The following is a 17,005-nucleotide window of genomic DNA, read 5'->3' as shown; positions in this document are numbered from 1 at the left end:
TTACCGTAACACCGTCACCCAAATGGATGAATCTATCAACCTTCTGGTTGACGTTTTCATCCGCCCGGTTGACAGTGGGGCCGTGGCAGGGCAGCGGGTCGCGATCTTCGGCGGCGGCATCGGCGGACTCCGCCTTGCGCAGGGCCTGCGCAAGGCGGGCGGGAGCACGTCGCGGCCGTCGCGGACCACGAGGCCTGGATGCGCGAGTACGGCTACGCGGCCGTGCGCGACTCCCCCGGGGCCGCCAGGCAGTCCGTGGACGACAACGCCGTCGCCCGGACCGGCTTCAAGACCTTCCTCCGCGCTGCCCGGCGCCTGCCGGCCCTGAGGCGCAGGGCCTTCTCCTGACCCCGCGCCTCACGTGACCCCGCGCCTCACGGCAGGCTCTGCTCCACCCAGACGACCTTGCCCTTGGGCGTCAGACGGGAGCCCCAGCGGTGGGCGAGCCAGTTGATGAGGTGGAGCCCGCGGCCGGTGTCGTCCTCGCTGCCCGCCTCGCGCATGACCGGCATCGCCAGGGAACGGTCGGTCACCTCGCACACCAGCGTCGGACCGCGGAGCAGACGCAGCCCGACCGTGCCGGAGCCGTGCTTGATCGCGTTGGTGACCAGCTCGCTGATCATGAGCTCGGTGGCGTCGGCGATCGCGTCCAGCCGCCACTCGGTCAGGGTGGCGCGGACGAACCGGCGGGCGGTGGAGGCCGAGCGGGGGTCGGAGGACAGGGCGATGTCGACGACGTCGTCCTCGCCCAGCTCGCGCACCCTGGCCAGCAGCAGCGCGATGTCGTCGCGCTCGTGTCCCGGGCGCTGGGCGTCGATCGTGAGGTCGCAGACCTCTTCCAGGTCCTGGTTACGGCCGGCGAGCAGGTCGCACACCATGCCGATGCCCTCGTCGATGTCCCGGTCGCGGCTCTCCACCAGGCCGTCGGTGTAAAAGGCGAGGACGGCGTCGTGCGGGAGGACGAGCTCGCGCATCTCGACCGGGTCGTTGCCGATGCCCAGGGGGAGCCCCGGCGGCAGCTCCAGCAGCTCGGGCTTGCCGCCGGGCCGTACCAGGATCGGCGGCACGTGTCCCGCCGAGGCGATCGCGCAGGTCCGCGTGACCGGGTCGTAGGTGGCGTAGACGCACGTCGCGATCTGGGTGGCGTCCAGGTCCTGGCTCATCCGGTTGAGCCGGAACAGCACCTCGGCCGGGCTGAGGTCGAGGCTGGCCAGCGTGCGGGCGGCCGTGCGCAGCTGGCCCATCGTGGCTGCCGCCCTGATGCCGTGCCCCATGACGTCGCCGACCACGAGGGCGACCCGGCAGCCGGGCAGCGGGATCACGTCGTACCAGTCGCCGCCCACCCCCACCAGGTCGCTGGCGGGCAGGTAGCGGGAGGCGATCGTCAGGCCCAGCGGCTGGTAGAGGTCGGCGGGGAGCAGGCTGCTCTGCAGGGTCAGGGCGGTACGGCGCTCGCGGTTGTAGAGCCGGGCGTTGTCCAGGCAGACCGCGGTCCTGGCCGCCAGCTCCTCGGCGAGGGCGATGTCCTGCTCCTCGAAGGGGTCGCTGTCGGGCCTGCGGGTGAAGATGACGAAGCCCAGCACCCGGCCGCGCGCCTTCAGCGGGACGACCAGGAACGAGCTGTCCTCCAGCACCTTGGACACCGAGTCGCGCTTCCAGAACCGCCCGATCTCCTCGGCGGTCCGGCGGCCCAGGCGGGGGTAGAGGATCGGGTTGCCGGTGGCCATGCACCTGGCGTAGGGGGTCCACGCCTCGTAGACGGCGACCTCGTCCACCGGGAACGCCTTGGCGTACTCGCCGGGCGCCGGGTCGGACACGCCGACCGCGATCCGCCGCACCAGCGCCGTGCCGTCGGTGCTGCGCTGCGGGAACTCGCCGTCGGTCATCAGCCGGTCCTGCACGAGGATGCCCGCCGCGTCCGCGAAGCGCGGTACGGCGACGTCCATCAGCTCCCTGCCGGTCTCGAACATGTCCAGCGTGCTGCCGATCCGCTTGCTCGCCGCGTTGAGCAGCGAGAGCTGCTCGTGCATGGTGGCGGGGCTGCTCATCCGGGGTGCCGCGGCCGCCGGGTCCTTGGCGACGAACCGGCGGTTCACTCGCTCCACCGGGGGGCCGGGACCGGGGTCCACCAGGTCGTGAGCTCAAGGTCCTCGGCGATGACGTTGGCGCCGTTGTAGCCGGGGGCCGCCGAGACCGAGCCGCCGGGGTGGCTGCTCGCCCCGCAGAGATAGAGGCCGTCGATCGGGGTGCGGTACTGCCCGAGCTCGGGGACCGGCCGGTTGCCGCCCAGCTGGGCGGGCTCGTAGGCGCCGACGTGGTGGCTGCCGCGCACCATGTTGACGCAGTGCCGCTCGATGTCGAGCGGGGAGAAGACCCGTTTGCCTAACACGGCGCCTCCGGCGAGGTTGGGGGCGTATTCGGACCACTCGGCGAGCAGCCGCTCACCGATCTCCTCACGCCGCCGATCCCAGTTGCCCGGGTCGCCGCCGAGGTCGTAGGGGGCCCACGGCCACCAGAAGGCCACGTGCTTGCCGTCCGGGGCGTAGGAGGGGTCGAACAGCGAGGGGCAGGCGCCGTTGCCCGCCAGCCGGTCGGGCAGCCGCCCCTGGTGGATCTGGTCGAAGGTACGGCCGAGCTGCTCGCTGTCGTCGGCGCCCAGGACGACCAGGAAGGCCCGGTCCACATCGGGCTCGAACTCGGCCGCCCGGTAGCGCGGCGCCTCCTCCAGCGCGAGGTGCAGGGTGACCAGGCTGTGCCCGGCCCACTTGTAGTTCTCCACCTTGGCCGCGATCTCCGAGCCGAAGTTCTCCGGGCCCGCCAGCCGTACCGTCTGGGGGGCGTCCACCGCGCTGGCCACGAACCGCCGAGCGTTCAGGACGTCGCCCGTGGCCAGCCTGACCCCGACGGCCCGGCCGTCGTCGACCAGGATCCGGTCGGCGTGCGCGCCGGTGATCACGGTGCCGCCGTGCTCCTCGATGACGGCGCGCAGCGCGTTCGCGACGTTCACCGAGCCGCCCACCGGCACGCCGAGCCTGGCGATGCGGGAGAGCAGGCGGGGGAAGAAGCCGCCGGTCCCGGGCACGTCCTCGATCGAGATCGCGTGCAGGAAGGACTTGAACAGCACCCTGACCTGCTCGCTCTCGAAATTCCTGTCCACCGCCTCATACAGCGACAGGGGCATGTAGCTCAGCAGGTCCCGGCCCAGGTCGCCCTGGAGCCGCTCGGCGAGCACGTGCGGCGGCAGCGGCCTGGAGTACAGGAAGCCGTTCATCAGGCCCCTGGCCGCCTCGGCGTAGCGCCCGTGCAGCTCCAGCCACCGGTCGGCGTCGGCCTGGGAGAAGCGGGCGAAGGACTCGGCGGTGCGCTTGGCGTCGGTGTAGACCGTGACCGCGCGGCCGTCCCTGAAGATCGTGGAGTGCTGGGTCTCGGGATACACGTAGCGCAGGCCGTGGCGCTGGAGTTCGAGGTCGGCCGGGACCGGGCCCTCTTCCAGGAAGTGGTAGCTGCTGTGGGTGTTGTGCCGGAATCCGGGGAGGGTCAGCTCCTGGGTGCTGCAGCCGCCGCCGGCCTCGTCGTTGCGCTCGACGACCGCGACGGACAGGCCCGCCTTGGCGAGATAGGCGGCGCACGTGAGCCCGTTGTGACCGCCGCCGATGATCACGCCGTCGAACCCCGCCACGTTCTCCTCCTGCGCCTTGACTGCCATTCAGGAGAATCGTAAAGAACGATCTACGCTCGGGTCCGGGTTTGACGGAGATTTCTGGATATTTCTTGATCTCAATAGCATGGTCCCGATCTGTGACGCTGCCGTCAAGATTGTCCTGAAGATCCGGGCGACTCCAGGACGGGCAGCCCGGCCAGCGCCGCGTCGATCCGGTCCTGGGGGAGCGCGTAGTCCTCCAGCTCCCCGGCCAGATGGCGATCATAGGCGCTCAGGTCGAAGTGCCCGTGCCCGCAGAGCGCGGTCAGCAGGACCTTCGGCTCGCCGCTCTCCTTGCATCGCAGTGCCTCGGCGATGGTCTCGGCCAGCGCGTGGGCCGGCTCGGGCGCCGGGACGATCCCCTCGGTCCGGGCGAAACGCAGCCCCGCCTCGAAGCACTCGCGCTGGCCCTTGGCCACCGCCTCGAACATGCCCAGCTCGTACATGTGCGACAGCAGGGGGGACATGCCGTGGTAGCGCAGGCCGCCCGCGTGGATCGGATCGGGGACGAAGGCGTGGCCGAGCGTGTGCATCTTCAGCAGCGGCGTGAATCCGGCGGCGTCGCCGAAGTCGTAGGCGTAGACGCCCCGGGTGAGCGACGGGCAGGACTCCGGCTCCACCGCCCGGACCACCGGGTCCATCCGCCCGGCCAGCTTCTCCCGCAGGAAGGGGAAGGCCAGCCCGGCGAAGTTGGAGCCGCCGCCGGTGCAGCCCACGATCACATCGGGCACCTCGCCGAACGCGGCCAGCTGCTCGATCGCCTCCTCGCCGATCACCGTCTGGTGCAGCAGCACATGGTTGAGCACGCTGCCGAGGGCGTAGCGGACCTCGGGGCCGGATCCGGCCACCTCGACGGCCTCACTGATCGCGATGCCCAGGCTGCCCGGCGAGTCGGGCCGCTCGGCCAGGACGTTCCGGCCCGACACGGTCAGCGGAGAGGGGCTGGCGTGCACGGTCGCGCCGTAGACCCGCATCAGGCTCCTGCGGTGCGGCTTCTGGTCGTAGGAGGCGCGCACCATCCAGATCTCGCACTCGATGCCGTACTGCGCGCACGCGAACGCCAGCGCCGTGCCCCACTGGCCGGCCCCGGTCTCCGTGGTGAGCCGCCTGATCCCCTGCCGCGCGTTGTAGTAGGCCTGCGGGACGGCGGTGTTCGGCTTGTGCGAGCCCGCGGGCGAGCCGCCCTCGTATTTGTAGTAGATCCTCGCCGGGGTGCCGAGGGCGCGTTCGAGCCGGTGCGCGCGGATCAGCGGCGTGGGCCGCCAGAGCCGGTAGACGTCACGGACGCTCTCCGGGATGGCGATGAACCGCTCGGTGGAGACCTCCTGGGCGATCAGCTCCATCGGGAACAGCGGTGCGAGGTCGTCCGGCCCGACGGGCTGCGAGGTGTCCGGACGCAGCGGCGGCGGTGGCGGCACGGGGAGGTCGGCCACGATGTTGTACCAGGTGCGGGGGGTGCGGGACTCGTCGAGCAGGACTCGGGTGGCTCCGGTCATCGTGCGCCTCCACGGATCGGCTCCACCCAGTGTCCACGCGATCGCCCTCGGTGGTCCACACTCCACGCCCCGGCGTCAGGAGAGGCTACGCCAGTGATCCACAAGTCGGCCTCCAACGCCTCTGCCTAGAGTGATCGCCGGCCGCCGGGTCCGGCACCGACGGCCGACCGGACCGTTCGGGGCCGGTGCGGCCGGGCCGAGTCACGCCGGTGACCTCGGGAAGAGCCGGTGACCTCGGGAAAGAGAAGAATCGGTGACCTCGGGAAGAGGAGTCATGACAGGGGACAAGAAGCTCCCAAGAGCCGCTGTACTGCGGATCAACAAGTGCCTGCGGAACGGATCGGACGTGCTCGATCTGAGCGACATACCTCTGGACGCGCCGCCTGGGCAACTGCGTGAACTGACCCACCTGCGCGAGCTCCGCCTGAACCTCACCAGCGTCCCCGAGCGGCTGAGTGACCTCACCGCCCTCACCCATCTCCGTCTGGATGCTGAGCTGACCAGCCTGCCCGAGTCGCTGGGCGGTCTCACCGCCCTCGTCTCGCTCGACGTGTACGGCAACCGGTTGACCGAGGTCCCTGAGTGGCTGGGCGGCCTCACCTCCCTCAAGTGTCTCTACCTGCAAGGGAATCAGCTCGCCGGCCTCCCTGACTCGCTGGGGAACCTCACCGCCCTCACCGAGCTCATCGTGAGCAAGAACCAGCTGACCGAGATCCCCGAGTCGCTGGGCGGCCTCGCCGCCCTCCAACGCCTCTACTTGGGAATCAACCGGCTGACCAGCCTGCCCGAGTCGCTGGGCGACCTCACCGCCCTCACCTCGCTCATCCTGATGAACAACCGGTTGACCAGCCTGCCCGAGTCGCTGGGCGGCCTCACCGCCCTCCGACACCTCTTCCTGCAGAACAACCGGCTGACCAGCCTGCCCGAGTCGCTGGGCGGCCTCACCGCCCTCACCGAGCTCTACCTGGAGGGCAACCAGCTGACCGGCCTTCCCGGCTCGCTGGGCGACCTCACCGCCCTCACCCGGTTCCGCCTGGAGCGCGACCTGCTGACCGGCCTCCCCAAATGGCTGCGCCATCGCGCCAAGACTCCGCGGTAGCACCGTCGCCGGCTGACCCGTCGACGGGCCCGAAAGATCCTGAAGTTTTGGAGAAGCGAAAAGGCCAGGTCGCCGCATATGGGCTGACCTGACCTTTTCTCGTTGGAGCGGACGACGGGAATCGAACCCGCGTAGCCAGTTTGGAAGACTGGGGCTCTACCATTGAGCTACGTCCGCGCGAGCCGGTGTCAGTCTGGTCTAGACTTCATCCGGTCGTCAGGGCGTAATCGTACCGGAGTTCCGGAGCGAGCGCGTACCCGGCGGGACGGGGTGTGGCGCAGCTTGGTAGCGCACCTGCTTTGGGAGCAGGGGGCCGCAGGTTCAAATCCTGTCACCCCGACACGTAGTGGCAGACAGAGGCCGTTTCCGATCTCCGGAAACGGCCTCATCTGTCTTCCGGGGGACCGGCTGGAGGGGCTCGCCCCCCGCGTACGGCATGCCAAGGTCAAGAAGTCGAACAAAAGAGCGAATGTTGTGTCGCTCGATGAATTTCCCGTGGTCGAGCCGGGCAGAAAGTCGTCGATACCTTCGCCCGGTCCCCGCAGGGGACACGGCACGGCCGTCACAACCGGCGACGGCCCCCCGCCGGCACGGGGAGCCGTCCGGCCCTCTCCACGGAGGAAGCGTCCATGACCATACCCAGCGGGCCGTCCGAATCCGGCGGCTCCCAGCGCTCGTCGTTGATCTCCCTGAGGGTCGCGGTGATACTCGCCACCGGTCTGGTGGCCGGCATCGGCGCGGCCACCCTGCTGGTCCTGGGAGACGTCCCGCTCCCGCTGGCCGCCCTGAGCGGCTGCGGCGCGGCCGGTGGGGTCACCATGGCCCTGCACAAACTCGTGGAGTAGGCCGGGCGACGGCCCGGCGGGATGTACGGCGGGCGGGCCGGGCGGCTGTCGTGGGACGTGCCGCGAGGGTCAACGGCGCCGTGCGGGATGTGCCGCGAGGATTCAGGTCTGCCGTGCGGATGCGCCGTGAGGGCCAGACGGTGCCGTACGGGAAATTGCTGTGAGGGTCAGCGGCGCCGTACGGAAGGACCGCGAGGGTCAGACGGTGCCGCTGAAGAGGGCCCAGACGGCCTTGCCGCCACGGTTGAGGTGGTCCCAGCCCCAGCACTGGCTGTAGGTCTCCACGATGTAGAGGCCCCTGCCGTTCTCGGAGATGAAGTCGGGCTCCTTGGGGGTGGGGACCTCGTTGCTGGGGTCGGCCACGGCCAGGAGCACGTGGGGCGACAGGTGCAGCAGCATCAGGGTGATCGGGGTGGTCTCGGGCTGACTGGTCGGACACAGTGCGTAACGGACCGCATTCGTGACCAGTTCCGAAACCACTAGCGCTGCGTCATCGCTCAGTTCCGACAATCCCCAGTCGCTCAACGTGGACCGGGTCACGTCCCGGGCGGTCTTCACCGAGTCGGCCTGCCGAGGGAGCGGGCAGGCCGTGGCGCCGGAGTGGTTGGCCGCGAGCAGTTCGTCGAAGCCGACGTCGCGAGTCGCCTGCAGGTAGTCGGCAGCCGATTTTGGCTCCTCCACCATCCTGCCGGTACCTCCCGCTGTCATCGTGAGTCTCCGTGCCAGTTGTGAGTTTTCAGAGCCTGTGCACCATAAGCCCAATATGCACTAGGCCATCATGGGTCACCGGAACGTCCGCTGCAAGACCCAAATGCACGTGCAGTTGCAATGTGCAGCCGCATGGGCGGTTATGACATCACGTTGGCGAATCGGACACGGGGATGGGACCTTGTCATCGCGGCCGGAAGTGGTGACACTGTGTGCGCTGGCCCAAGTGAAGAGGGAGGCGAAGTGACGCAGGTTCAACAGGGATCAGGTCCCACAGCTCTGCGTATCCTTTTGGGCTCCCAACTGCGCCGGCTGCGCGAGGCCAAGGGGCTGTCGCGAGAAGAGGCGGGCCATCTCATCCGGGGCTCCGAATCCAAGATCAGCAGAATGGAGCTCGGCCGGGTCGGCCTGCGCGAACGCGACGTCGCCGACCTGCTCACCTTCTACGGGGTGGAGGACGAGGCGGCCCGCTCGGCGGTGATGGACCTCCTGCTGAGGGCGAACGAGCCCGGCTGGTGGCACCGCTTCAACGACCTGCTGCCCTCGTGGTTCCAGACCTACGTCGGCCTGGAGGAGGCGGCGTCCCGGATCCGCACCTACGAGGTGCAGTTCGTGCCGGGCCTGCTCCAGACGGAGGAATACGCCAGGGCGGTCATCACCGCGGGGAGCGCCGGGATCGCCCCCGAGGAGATCACACGCCGCGTCGACCTGCGGATGGAACGCCAGCAGGTGCTCAACCGGCCCGACGGGCCGTTCTTCTGGGCGGTCATCGACGAGGCCGCGCTGCGGCGCCCCATCGGCGGCGCGGAGGTGATGAGGGCGCAGCTGGAACACCTGCTCGACCTCATGCGCCGGCCCAACATCACGATTCAGGTGATGCCGTTCAGCTTCGGCGGCCACAGCGCCGAGGGCGGGGCCTTCAGCGTGCTGCGCTTCCAGGATCACGAGCTCCCCGACGTGGTATACGTCGAGCAGCTCGCCAGCGCCCTCTACCTCGACAAACGAGAGGAAGTCGACCGCTACAGCGAGGTCATGGAACGGCTGTGCGCGGTGAGCACCACCCCGGGCGAGACCACCGACATCCTGCGGCGCATCGTCAAGGAGAACTGAACGAGCGGCGGTCGCCCCGAGGTGTAGGTCTGCCCTAGACTGGCCAGCGGCGCTGGACACCCGCCACAGTGGAGCATGCCCTAATCTCGCATCTCGACGGCTGTGCCCGGTGCCGCTCATGTGGGCGCGGCGCGCGAGCTTGCCGCGGTAGCCGTACGACTTGACGCGCCCGCGATCACTCGAAGCTTGATCAAGGAGACCACCCCGTGAAGACCGCTGTGGAGGAGCTCAGCCCGACTCGGGTCAAGCTCACTGTCGAGGTGCCGTTCGAGGAGCTCGGCGAGAGCCTGCAGGCGGCGTACAAGAAGGTCGCGCAGCAGGTGCGCGTCCCCGGCTTCCGCCCCGGCAAGGTTCCGGCCCGGATCATCGAGCAGCGCTTCGGCCGCGCGGTGGTGCTGGAGGAGACCCTCAACGACGCCGTGCCGAAGCTGTACGGCCAGGCCGTCGACGCGAGCGACCTCTTCCCGGTCAGCCCGCCGGAGATCGAGGTCACCAAGATCGATGACGGCGAGCAGGTCGAGTTCACCGCCGAGGTGGACATCCGCCCGAACTTCGACGTCCCCGACTACCAGGGCATCGAGGTCACCGTCCCGGTCGCCGAGGTGTCCGACGAGGACGTCGAGGCCCAGCTCGACGGCCTGCGCCAGCGCTTCGCCACGCTGACCGGCGTCGAGCGCGCCGCGGCCAACGGCGACTACGTCGTCATGGACCTCGCCGCCGCGATCGACGGTGTGAACATCGAGGAGCAGCAGGCCAACGACGTCTCCTACGAGGTCGGCGCCGGCTCGGTGCTGCAGGGCCTCGACGACGCGCTGGTCGGCATGTCCGCCGGTGACACCAAGGAGTTCACCACCAACCTGGTCGGCGGCGAGAACGCCGGCGAGGAGGCCGTGGTCACCATCACCATCAAGAGCGTCAAGGAGAAGGTCCTCCCCGAGCTCGACGATGAGTTCGCCCAGCTCGCCAGCGAGTTCGACACCCTCGACGAGCTCAAGGACAGCGTCCGCGAGCAGGCCCGCCGCAACAAGCTGATCGAGCAGGTCGTCAAGGCCCGGGAGAACGCCCTGGAGGCGCTCCTCGCCAAGATCGACATCCCGCTGCCGGACAGCGCGTTCGAGCGCGAGGTCGACAGCCGCAAGCACAACCTCGAGCACCAGATCGCCGAGAGTGGCCTGAGCAAGGAGGCGTTCTTCCGCCTCTACCAGACCACCGAGGAGGAGCGCTTCGCCGAGTTCGACGAGAGCGCGGCCAAGGCGCTCAAGACCGGCTTCGTCCTCGACAAGATCGTCAAGTCCGAGGAGCTCGGCGTCAGCGAGCAGGAGCTGACCAACTTCGTGGTGCAGCGCGCCATGCAGATGAACGTCGCCCCGAACACCCTCGCCCAGCACCTCGCCGACAGCGACCAGCTCACGCTGGCCATGGTCGAGATCGTCCGCGACAAGGCCAAGAGCCTCATCGGCGACGCGGCCAAGGTGACCGACGAGGCCGGCAACGAGGTGGACCTCAAGGCCATCTACACCGAGATCAACGGTGAGCAGCCCGCGGAGGAGGCGGCTGACGAGCCCGCCGAGGCCGAGGCTGAGGCTGAGGCCAAGTAGGCCCCGCCACGACGCACCCGACGCCCCCCGCCGTGCCCGGCACGGCGGGGGGCGTCCGGCGTCTCCGGCCCCCGCCGCACCTCGGGGACCGGTCAGGGGCGAGCGATTCCCTGGACGGTCCTGAGGGCTCCTCCGCTCCCGGTCCGGCGAGCCGCGGTCCGGACCGGGCGAGCGCCGCCGTCCGGGCCGGGTGTGCCGCGATCCCGGCCGGGTGTGCCGCGATCCCGGCCGGAGGGAGAGACCCGGCCGCCGCCGCGGAGGGGAGCGGGAGCCGGCCGGACGCCTCCGGCCCGGTCCTCCCCGAGGCCGCGTGCCCCCGGCCATCCCCCCTACGGGGCCGTACGGCACCCCCTGGACCGGCCTTCACGGGGCCGCGGCACGTGGGCCGGACCGGTGTCGACACGCTGGGGGTCACGGGCGGAAACTGGATCCGAGGGGCCGCGGGAAAGAGTCCGATACGGGGTGATGAGCATGCGCCGTCAGCGAACAGCACGTGGAGGGGGCATGTCCGGTAGGCGGCGCGCGTTAAGGTCACAAGCAAAGCCAATCGATTACGACGCATCGGAAGGTGACGCTGTGACCAGCCCGCCGACCTTCTACCAGCCGACCGGCTCCGGGCCCGAGTCGATGAGCCAGTCGAACGGCTCGTTCAGGCTCGAAGACCAGCTCTACCAGCGGCTGCTGCGTGAGCGCATCATCGTGCTGGGCACTCAGGTCAACGACGAGATCGCCAACCGAATCTGCGCCGAGCTGCTCCTGCTCGCCGCGGACGATCCCGACCGGGACATCTGGCTCTACATCAACTCGCCAGGCGGATCAGTGACCGCCGGCATGGCGATTTACGACATGATGGAATACGTGCCGAACAACGTGTGCACGGTCGCGATGGGCCTGGCCGCTTCCATGGGCCAGTTCCTCCTCTGCGCCGGCGCACAGGGCAAGCGTTACGCCCTGCCGCACGCCCGCATCATGATGCACCAGCCGTCCGGAGGCATCGGCGGCACCGCCGCCGACATCGCCATCCAGGCGGAGCAGATGCTCTACGTCAAAAAGACCCTTGCCGAGCGCATCGCCTTCCACACCGGTCAGAGCCTGGACCAGATCGAGGCCGACTCCGACCGCGACCGCTGGTTCACGGCCGAGGAGGCCAAGGACTACGGTTTCATCGACCAGGTCGTGCGCAGCGCTCGACAGGTGCCCTCCTCGGGCGCCGTCTCCTGAAAGGGCACAAGGTGAGTGAGTTGATCCGGCCGGGAGACATCAACGGCCGTTACGTTCTTCCGTCCTTCACCGAACGCACGTCGTACGGCATGCGGGAGATGAACCCGTATGCCAAGCTGTTCGAGGACCGCATCATCTTCCTCGGCGTGCAGGTCGACGACGCTTCGGCCAACGACGTCATGGCGCAGCTGCTGACGCTCGAGTCGCTCGACCCCGACCGTGACATCAGCATCTACATCAACTCGCCGGGCGGTTCGTTCACCGCCATGACGGCGATCTACGACACGATGCAGTTCGTCCGTCCGGAGATCCAGACGGTCTGCCTGGGACAGGCGGCGTCCGCCGCGGCGGTGCTGCTGGCCGGCGGCACGCCGGGCAAGCGCTTCGCCCTGCCGAACGCCCGCATCCTGATCCACCAGCCCTCCACCGAGGGCGGCGGCCAGGGCAGCGACATCGAGATCCAGGCGCGGGAGATCCTGCGGATGCGCTCGCAGCTCGAGTCGATCCTGGCCCAGCACTCGGGCAAGGACCCCGACGCGATCCGCAAGGACATCGAGCGCGACAAGATCCTCAATTCTGAGGAGGCCAAGGCGTACGGGCTGATCGACGACATCATCCCGTCCCGCAAGAAGCTCGCCAAGGCCATAGCCTCTTAATGAGCCGTATCGCACCGGAACGGTGCCCAATTGGGCACGTTCCGGTGCGACTCGCCGCTAGGGGGCTCACTGAGGGCTCAGAAGACGGTAACGTCGAAACCTGAGCGGGATGACTTTCCGCACCGGGTATCGGACCGGTCGGAAGAAACGGACCGCGGCAGCCAGGGCGGTCCCACGCAAAGGAGTATCTGGGGTGGCACGCATCGGCGACGGGGGAGACCTGCTGAAGTGCTCTTTCTGCGGGAAGAGCCAGAAGCAAGTCAAGAAGCTCATCGCCGGGCCCGGCGTATACATCTGCGATGAGTGCATCGATCTCTGCAACGAGATCATCGAAGAGGAGCTCAGCGAATCCTCCGAGCTCAAGTGGGACAGTCTGCCGAAGCCGAGGGAGATCTACGAGTTCCTCGACGCCTACGTCATCGGTCAGGACCAGGCGAAGAAGGCTCTCTCGGTGGCGGTGTACAACCACTACAAGCGGGTGCAGTCCGGTGAGCGCGGGCGTGACGACGGCCTCGAACTGGCCAAGTCCAACATCCTGCTCCTGGGCCCGACGGGTTCCGGCAAGACACTGCTCGCCCAGACGTTGGCGAAGATGCTGAACGTGCCGTTCGCCATCGCCGACGCCACCGCCCTGACGGAGGCGGGCTACGTGGGCGAGGACGTCGAGAACATACTTCTCAAGCTGATCCAGGCCGCTGACTACGACGTCAAGAAGGCCGAGACCGGCATCATCTACATCGACGAGGTGGACAAGATCGCTCGCAAGAGCGAGAACCCCTCGATCACCAGGGACGTCTCCGGTGAGGGCGTGCAGCAGGCCCTGCTGAAGATACTGGAGGGCACCACGGCGAGCGTGCCGCCCCAGGGCGGGCGCAAGCACCCTCACCAGGAGTTCATCCAGATCGACACCACCAACGTGCTCTTCATCTGCGGTGGTGCCTTCGCCGGCCTCGAAAAGATCATCGAGTCCCGGGTCGGCCGCAAGGGCATCGGCTTCAACGCCATCATCCACTCCAAGGAAGACGTCGACACCTCTGACATCTTCCGCGCCGTCATGCCCGAGGACCTGCTGAAGTTCGGCATGATCCCCGAGTTCGTCGGCCGGCTCCCGGTCATCACGAGCGTGCACAACCTCGACCGCGACGCGCTCATCCAGATCCTCACCGAGCCGCGCAACGCCCTGGTCAAGCAGTACCGCCGTCTGCTCGAACTGGACAACGTCGAGCTGGAGTTCACCGACGACGCCCTGGAGGCGATCGCCGACCAGGCGATCCTGCGCGGCACCGGCGCGCGTGGCCTGCGGGCCATCCTGGAGGAGGTCCTCCAGTCGGTGATGTACGAGGTGCCCTCCCGCCAGGACGTGGCGCGCGTCGTCATCACCCGCGAGTCGGTGCTCGAACACGTCAACCCGACGCTCGTGCCGCGTGACCAGCTCAACAAGCAGCAGCGGACGCCTCGGGAGAAGTCCGCCTGACCCGTCCGCACCTCCGGCGCCCCCGCAGAGACCCTCTGCGGGGGCGCCGTCGTTTCCCGGCCCCGCCCGGTGGAGCGACCGCCGGGAGCGAGCTCCAGCCGCTCGGCCTCCGATCTTGCGGCCATGGGCCATCGACCATCCGGACATCCCTAGAATTGGACACCGTGACGACGCCAGAGCTGCCTACCCAGTACACCCCTGCCGACGTGGAGACCCGGAGCTACGAGCGCTGGGTGTCGGAGGGACACTTCGCCGCGGACCCGAGCAGCGAACGCGAGCCGTACAGCATCGTCCTGCCTCCGCCGAACGTGACCGGTGTCCTGCACATCGGCCACGCCCTCGACCACTCGATCCAGGACGCGCTGACCCGCCGCGCCCGCATGCGCGGTCAGGAGACGCTCTGGCTGCCGGGCATGGACCATGCCGGCATCGCCACCCAGAACGTCGTCGAGCGAGAGATCGCCAGGGACGGCCTGTCCCGCCACGACCTGGGCCGGGAGGCGTTCGTCGAGCGGGTGTGGCAGTGGAAGGAGGAGTCCGGCGGCCGGATCCTCGGCCAGATGAGGAAGCTCGGCGACGGCGTCGACTGGTCGCGCGAGCGCTTCACCATGGACCCCGGGCTCTCCCGCGCCGTCCAGACGATCTTCAAGAAGCTCTTCGACGACGGGCTCATCTACCGCGCCGAGCGCATCATCAACTGGTGCCCGCGCTGCCTGACCGCCCTGTCGGACATCGAGGTGGAGCACAGCGAGGACGAGGGCGAGCTCGTCTCGATCCGCTACGGCGAGGGAGAAGACTCCATCGTCGTCGCGACCACCCGCGCCGAGACCATGCTCGGTGACACCGCCGTGGCCGTGCACCCGTCCGACGAGCGCTACGCGCACCTCGTCGGACGTGAGGTGGAGCTCCCGCTCACCGGGCGCCGGATCCCGGTCGTGGCCGACGAGCACGTCGACCCCGCCTTCGGCACCGGTGCGGTCAAGGTCACCCCGGCCCACGACCCGAACGACTTCGAGATCGGCCGCCGCCACTCGCTGCCGTCCCTCGCGGTCATGGACGAGCGCGGTGTGATCACCGCGCACGGCCCGTTCCAGGGACTCGACCGTTTCGAGGCCCGGCCCGCGGTCGTGGCCGCCCTGCGCCAGCAGGGCCGCATCGTCGCCGAGAAGCGGCCCTACCTCCACTCGGTCGGCCACTGCTCGCGCTGCAAGACCGTGGTGGAGCCCCGCCTGTCGCTCCAGTGGTTCGTCAACGTCTCCCCGCTGGCCAAGGCCGCCGGTGACGCGGTCCGCGACGGCCAGACGAAGATCCATCCGCCGGAGCTGGCCAAGCGCTACTTCGACTGGGTCGACGACATGCACGACTGGTGCATCTCGCGGCAGCTGTGGTGGGGTCACCGGATCCCGGTCTGGTACGGCCCGGCCGGCGAGGTCGTCTGCGTCGGCCCGGACGAGGAGCCGCCCGCCGGCTACGTCCAGGACCCGGACGTCCTCGACACCTGGTTCTCCTCCGGACTGTGGCCGTTCTCCACCCTGGGCTGGCCGGACGAGACACCCGAGCTGGCCAAGTTCTACCCGACCTCCGTCCTGGTCACCGGCTACGACATCCTGTTCTTCTGGGTGGCCCGGATGATGATGTTCGGCCTCTACGCCATGGACGGCCGGCCTCCCTTCCGGACCGTGGCCCTGCACGGCATGGTCCGCGACCAGTACGGCAAGAAGATGTCGAAGTCGTTCGGCAACGTGGTGGACCCGCTCGACTGGGTCGAGCGCTTCGGCGCCGACGCGACCCGCTTCACGCTGCTGCGCGGTGCCAACCCCGGCTCCGACGTGGCGATCAGTGAGGAGTGGGCCGGAGGCTCCCGCAACTTCTGCAACAAGATCTGGAACGCCACCCGGTTCGCGCTGATGAACGGCGCGGCGGTCGGCGAGCTCCCGGTCGAGGAACTGACCGCGGCCGACCGGTGGATCCTCTCCCGGCTCCAGGAGATCGTCGCGTCGGTGGACGCGGCCTTCGAGGAGTTCGAGTTCGCCAAGATCTCCGATCTGCTCTACCACTTCGCCTGGGACGAGGTCTGCGACTGGTACGTGGAGCTCGCCAAGATCCAGATAGCCTCGGGGCAGGAGCACACCCGGCTCGTGCTGGGCCATGTCTTCGACTCTCTCCTGCGGCTGCTCCACCCGCTGGTGCCGTTCGTCACCGAAGAGCTGTGGCGGGCGGTCACGGGAGGCGAGTCGATCGTGGTCGCGCCGTGGCCGGTGGTCCAGGAGTCGCTGCGCGACGCCGCCGCGGAGGAGGAGATCCTCGCGGTCCAGGGCCTGGTGACCGAGGTCCGCAGGTTCCGTTCCGACCAGGGCCTCAAGCCTGGTCAGCGGGTCGCCGCCCGCCTGTCGCTCGCCGGTACGGCTCTCGCCCCGCACGAGGGGGCGGTCCGGTCGCTCCTCCGGCTCGACCAGCCGTCGGAGTCCTTCGCGGCCACTGCCCGCCTCGACGTCGGCGGGATCGTCGTGGAGATCGACACCGCGGGCACGATCGATGTCGCCGCCGAGCGCAAGCGCCTGGAGAAGGATCTCGCCGTGGCGCAGAAGGAGGCCGCGCAGGTGGCGGCCAAACTCGGCAACGAGCAGTTCATGTCGAAGGCGCCCGACGACGTGGTGGCCAAGGTCCGGGCCCGGGCGGCCCAGGCCGACCAGGACATCACGCGGTTGGCCGCGCAGCTGGCGGCGCTCCCCGCCGGCTGAGCAGGTCGCCTGCGACGCGGCGGAGGGTGTCCGCACAGCTGAGCAGGCGTCTGAAGTGCGTCAGCCGTATCGCGGGCGCAGGGTCGGACCAGTGAGCCCGGAGCCGGTGGCTCCGGGCTCACGCGTTTGAAGGTCCCTGACCCAGGGAAGACCTAGTTGTTACCGCGATGTGGGTCATGAGAACCCGGGCGGACTGCTAGAGTTCTTCAGGCAGGGCGAGCTCCTGCACCCCCCTCTGAACTGAAACCGATAATCCGGACCTGTCCGCACGATTGGACAAGAGCTGGATGTCGGAGTAAGTTAGAAGGGTTGCTCCGGAAGCGGAGTGGTCGACATCCTAGCGGGTTCGGCGAGTCT

General features: G+C 68.9%; 13 protein-coding genes and 2 tRNA genes. 10 read left to right on the top strand and 5 right to left on the bottom strand.

The annotated features are described in order from the left end of the window. The first annotated feature begins 198 nt into the window (after nucleotides 1-198). Nucleotides 199-348 carry a hypothetical protein gene (locus tag ACWDS7_RS25000; protein ID WP_451931243.1) on the top strand — a complete coding sequence of 50 codons (150 nt, stop codon included), beginning with the start codon at nucleotides 199-201 and terminating at the stop codon, nucleotides 346-348. A gap of 26 nt (nucleotides 349-374) precedes the next feature. On the opposite strand, the gene ACWDS7_RS24995 is transcribed toward ACWDS7_RS25000, so the two are convergent. The 3 genes from ACWDS7_RS24995 to ACWDS7_RS24985 form a co-directional block, all read right to left on the bottom strand. Beyond that, nucleotides 375-2,096, bottom strand: a complete 1,722-nt coding sequence (locus ACWDS7_RS24995) for an ATP-binding SpoIIE family protein phosphatase (RefSeq protein ID WP_451931242.1) — start codon at nucleotides 2,094-2,096, stop codon at nucleotides 375-377. Further along, nucleotides 2,093-3,706 (bottom strand): phytoene desaturase family protein, encoded by a 1,614-nt coding sequence (locus tag ACWDS7_RS24990; protein WP_451931241.1) that lies wholly within the window; start codon nucleotides 3,704-3,706, stop codon nucleotides 2,093-2,095. The genes ACWDS7_RS24995 and ACWDS7_RS24990 overlap by 4 nt, the downstream gene beginning before the upstream one ends. A gap of 104 nt (nucleotides 3,707-3,810) precedes the next feature. Next, nucleotides 3,811-5,196, bottom strand: coding sequence for a TrpB-like pyridoxal phosphate-dependent enzyme (locus ACWDS7_RS24985; protein ID WP_451931240.1), 1,386 nt, complete (start codon nucleotides 5,194-5,196; stop codon nucleotides 3,811-3,813). A 274-nt stretch (nucleotides 5,197-5,470) separates the two neighbouring features. On the opposite strand from ACWDS7_RS24985, the gene ACWDS7_RS24980 reads away from it, so the two are divergent. Further along, the gene (locus ACWDS7_RS24980) at nucleotides 5,471-6,295 is read left to right on the top strand and encodes a leucine-rich repeat domain-containing protein (RefSeq protein ID WP_451931239.1); all 825 of its coding nucleotides are present in this window, start codon (nucleotides 5,471-5,473) and stop codon (nucleotides 6,293-6,295) included. A gap of 103 nt (nucleotides 6,296-6,398) precedes the next feature. Here ACWDS7_RS24980 and ACWDS7_RS24975 read toward each other — a convergent pair. Continuing rightward, nucleotides 6,399-6,472: transfer RNA gene (locus tag ACWDS7_RS24975), tRNA-Gly, on the bottom strand. Between the two features lie 89 nt (nucleotides 6,473-6,561). Between ACWDS7_RS24975 and ACWDS7_RS24970 the strand changes: the two genes are divergently transcribed. Both ACWDS7_RS24970 and ACWDS7_RS24965 read left to right on the top strand, forming a co-directional pair. Next, a tRNA-Pro gene (locus ACWDS7_RS24970) sits at nucleotides 6,562-6,635 on the top strand. Between the two features lie 289 nt (nucleotides 6,636-6,924). After that, nucleotides 6,925-7,140 (top strand): hypothetical protein, encoded by a 216-nt coding sequence (locus ACWDS7_RS24965; RefSeq protein ID WP_451931238.1) that lies wholly within the window; start codon nucleotides 6,925-6,927, stop codon nucleotides 7,138-7,140. Nucleotides 7,141-7,338: 198 nt separating this feature from the next. Here the strand turns inward: ACWDS7_RS24965 and ACWDS7_RS24960 are convergent, their stop codons facing one another. Next, nucleotides 7,339-7,848: an ATP-binding protein gene (locus tag ACWDS7_RS24960; protein WP_451931237.1), complete on the bottom strand. Its 510-nt coding sequence runs from the start codon at nucleotides 7,846-7,848 to the stop codon at nucleotides 7,339-7,341. Nucleotides 7,849-8,091: 243 nt separating this feature from the next. On the opposite strand from ACWDS7_RS24960, the gene ACWDS7_RS24955 reads away from it, so the two are divergent. From ACWDS7_RS24955 to ACWDS7_RS24930, 6 genes are all read left to right on the top strand, one after another. Beyond that, entirely contained in the window at nucleotides 8,092-8,958 is an 867-nt protein-coding gene (locus ACWDS7_RS24955; RefSeq protein ID WP_306866370.1) for a helix-turn-helix domain-containing protein, read from the top strand. 206 nt (nucleotides 8,959-9,164) lie between these two features. After that, entirely contained in the window at nucleotides 9,165-10,556 is a 1,392-nt protein-coding gene (tig, locus tag ACWDS7_RS24950; RefSeq protein WP_306866372.1) for a trigger factor, read from the top strand. Nucleotides 10,557-11,132: 576 nt separating this feature from the next. After that, entirely contained in the window at nucleotides 11,133-11,777 is a 645-nt protein-coding gene (locus tag ACWDS7_RS24945; RefSeq protein WP_370879703.1) for a ClpP family protease, read from the top strand. An 11-nt stretch (nucleotides 11,778-11,788) separates the two neighbouring features. Further along, nucleotides 11,789-12,433: an ATP-dependent Clp protease proteolytic subunit gene (locus ACWDS7_RS24940; RefSeq protein WP_306866373.1), complete on the top strand. Its 645-nt coding sequence runs from the start codon at nucleotides 11,789-11,791 to the stop codon at nucleotides 12,431-12,433. Between the two features lie 193 nt (nucleotides 12,434-12,626). Continuing rightward, nucleotides 12,627-13,907 carry an ATP-dependent Clp protease ATP-binding subunit ClpX gene (gene clpX, locus ACWDS7_RS24935; RefSeq protein WP_306866374.1) on the top strand — a complete coding sequence of 427 codons (1,281 nt, stop codon included), beginning with the start codon at nucleotides 12,627-12,629 and terminating at the stop codon, nucleotides 13,905-13,907. A gap of 155 nt (nucleotides 13,908-14,062) precedes the next feature. Continuing rightward, nucleotides 14,063-16,648: a valine--tRNA ligase gene (locus ACWDS7_RS24930; protein WP_451931236.1), complete on the top strand. Its 2,586-nt coding sequence runs from the start codon at nucleotides 14,063-14,065 to the stop codon at nucleotides 16,646-16,648. The last annotated feature ends 357 nt before the right edge of the window (nucleotides 16,649-17,005 follow it).

The sequence above is a fragment of the Streptosporangium sp. NPDC003464 genome, assembly GCF_053588315.1.
Note: the sequence above shows the minus strand (reverse complement) of the source record. Positions and strands in the feature narration are given on the sequence as shown.

Bases quoted from the DNA above. Each gene is read 5' to 3' on its own strand.
- ACWDS7_RS25000 (WP_451931243.1), top strand. From the start codon at position 199: ATGCGCGAGTACGGCTACGCGGCCGTGCGCGACTCCCCCGGGGCCGCC.
- ACWDS7_RS24990 (WP_451931241.1), bottom strand. From the start codon at position 3,706: ATGGCAGTCAAGGCGCAGGAGGAGAACGTGGCGGGGTTCGACGGCGTG.
- ACWDS7_RS24985 (WP_451931240.1), bottom strand. From the start codon at position 5,196: ATGACCGGAGCCACCCGAGTCCTGCTCGACGAGTCCCGCACCCCCCGC.
- ACWDS7_RS24980 (WP_451931239.1), top strand. From the start codon at position 5,471: ATGACAGGGGACAAGAAGCTCCCAAGAGCCGCTGTACTGCGGATCAAC.
- ACWDS7_RS24965 (WP_451931238.1), top strand. From the start codon at position 6,925: ATGACCATACCCAGCGGGCCGTCCGAATCCGGCGGCTCCCAGCGCTCG.
- ACWDS7_RS24960 (WP_451931237.1), bottom strand. From the start codon at position 7,848: ATGACAGCGGGAGGTACCGGCAGGATGGTGGAGGAGCCAAAATCGGCT.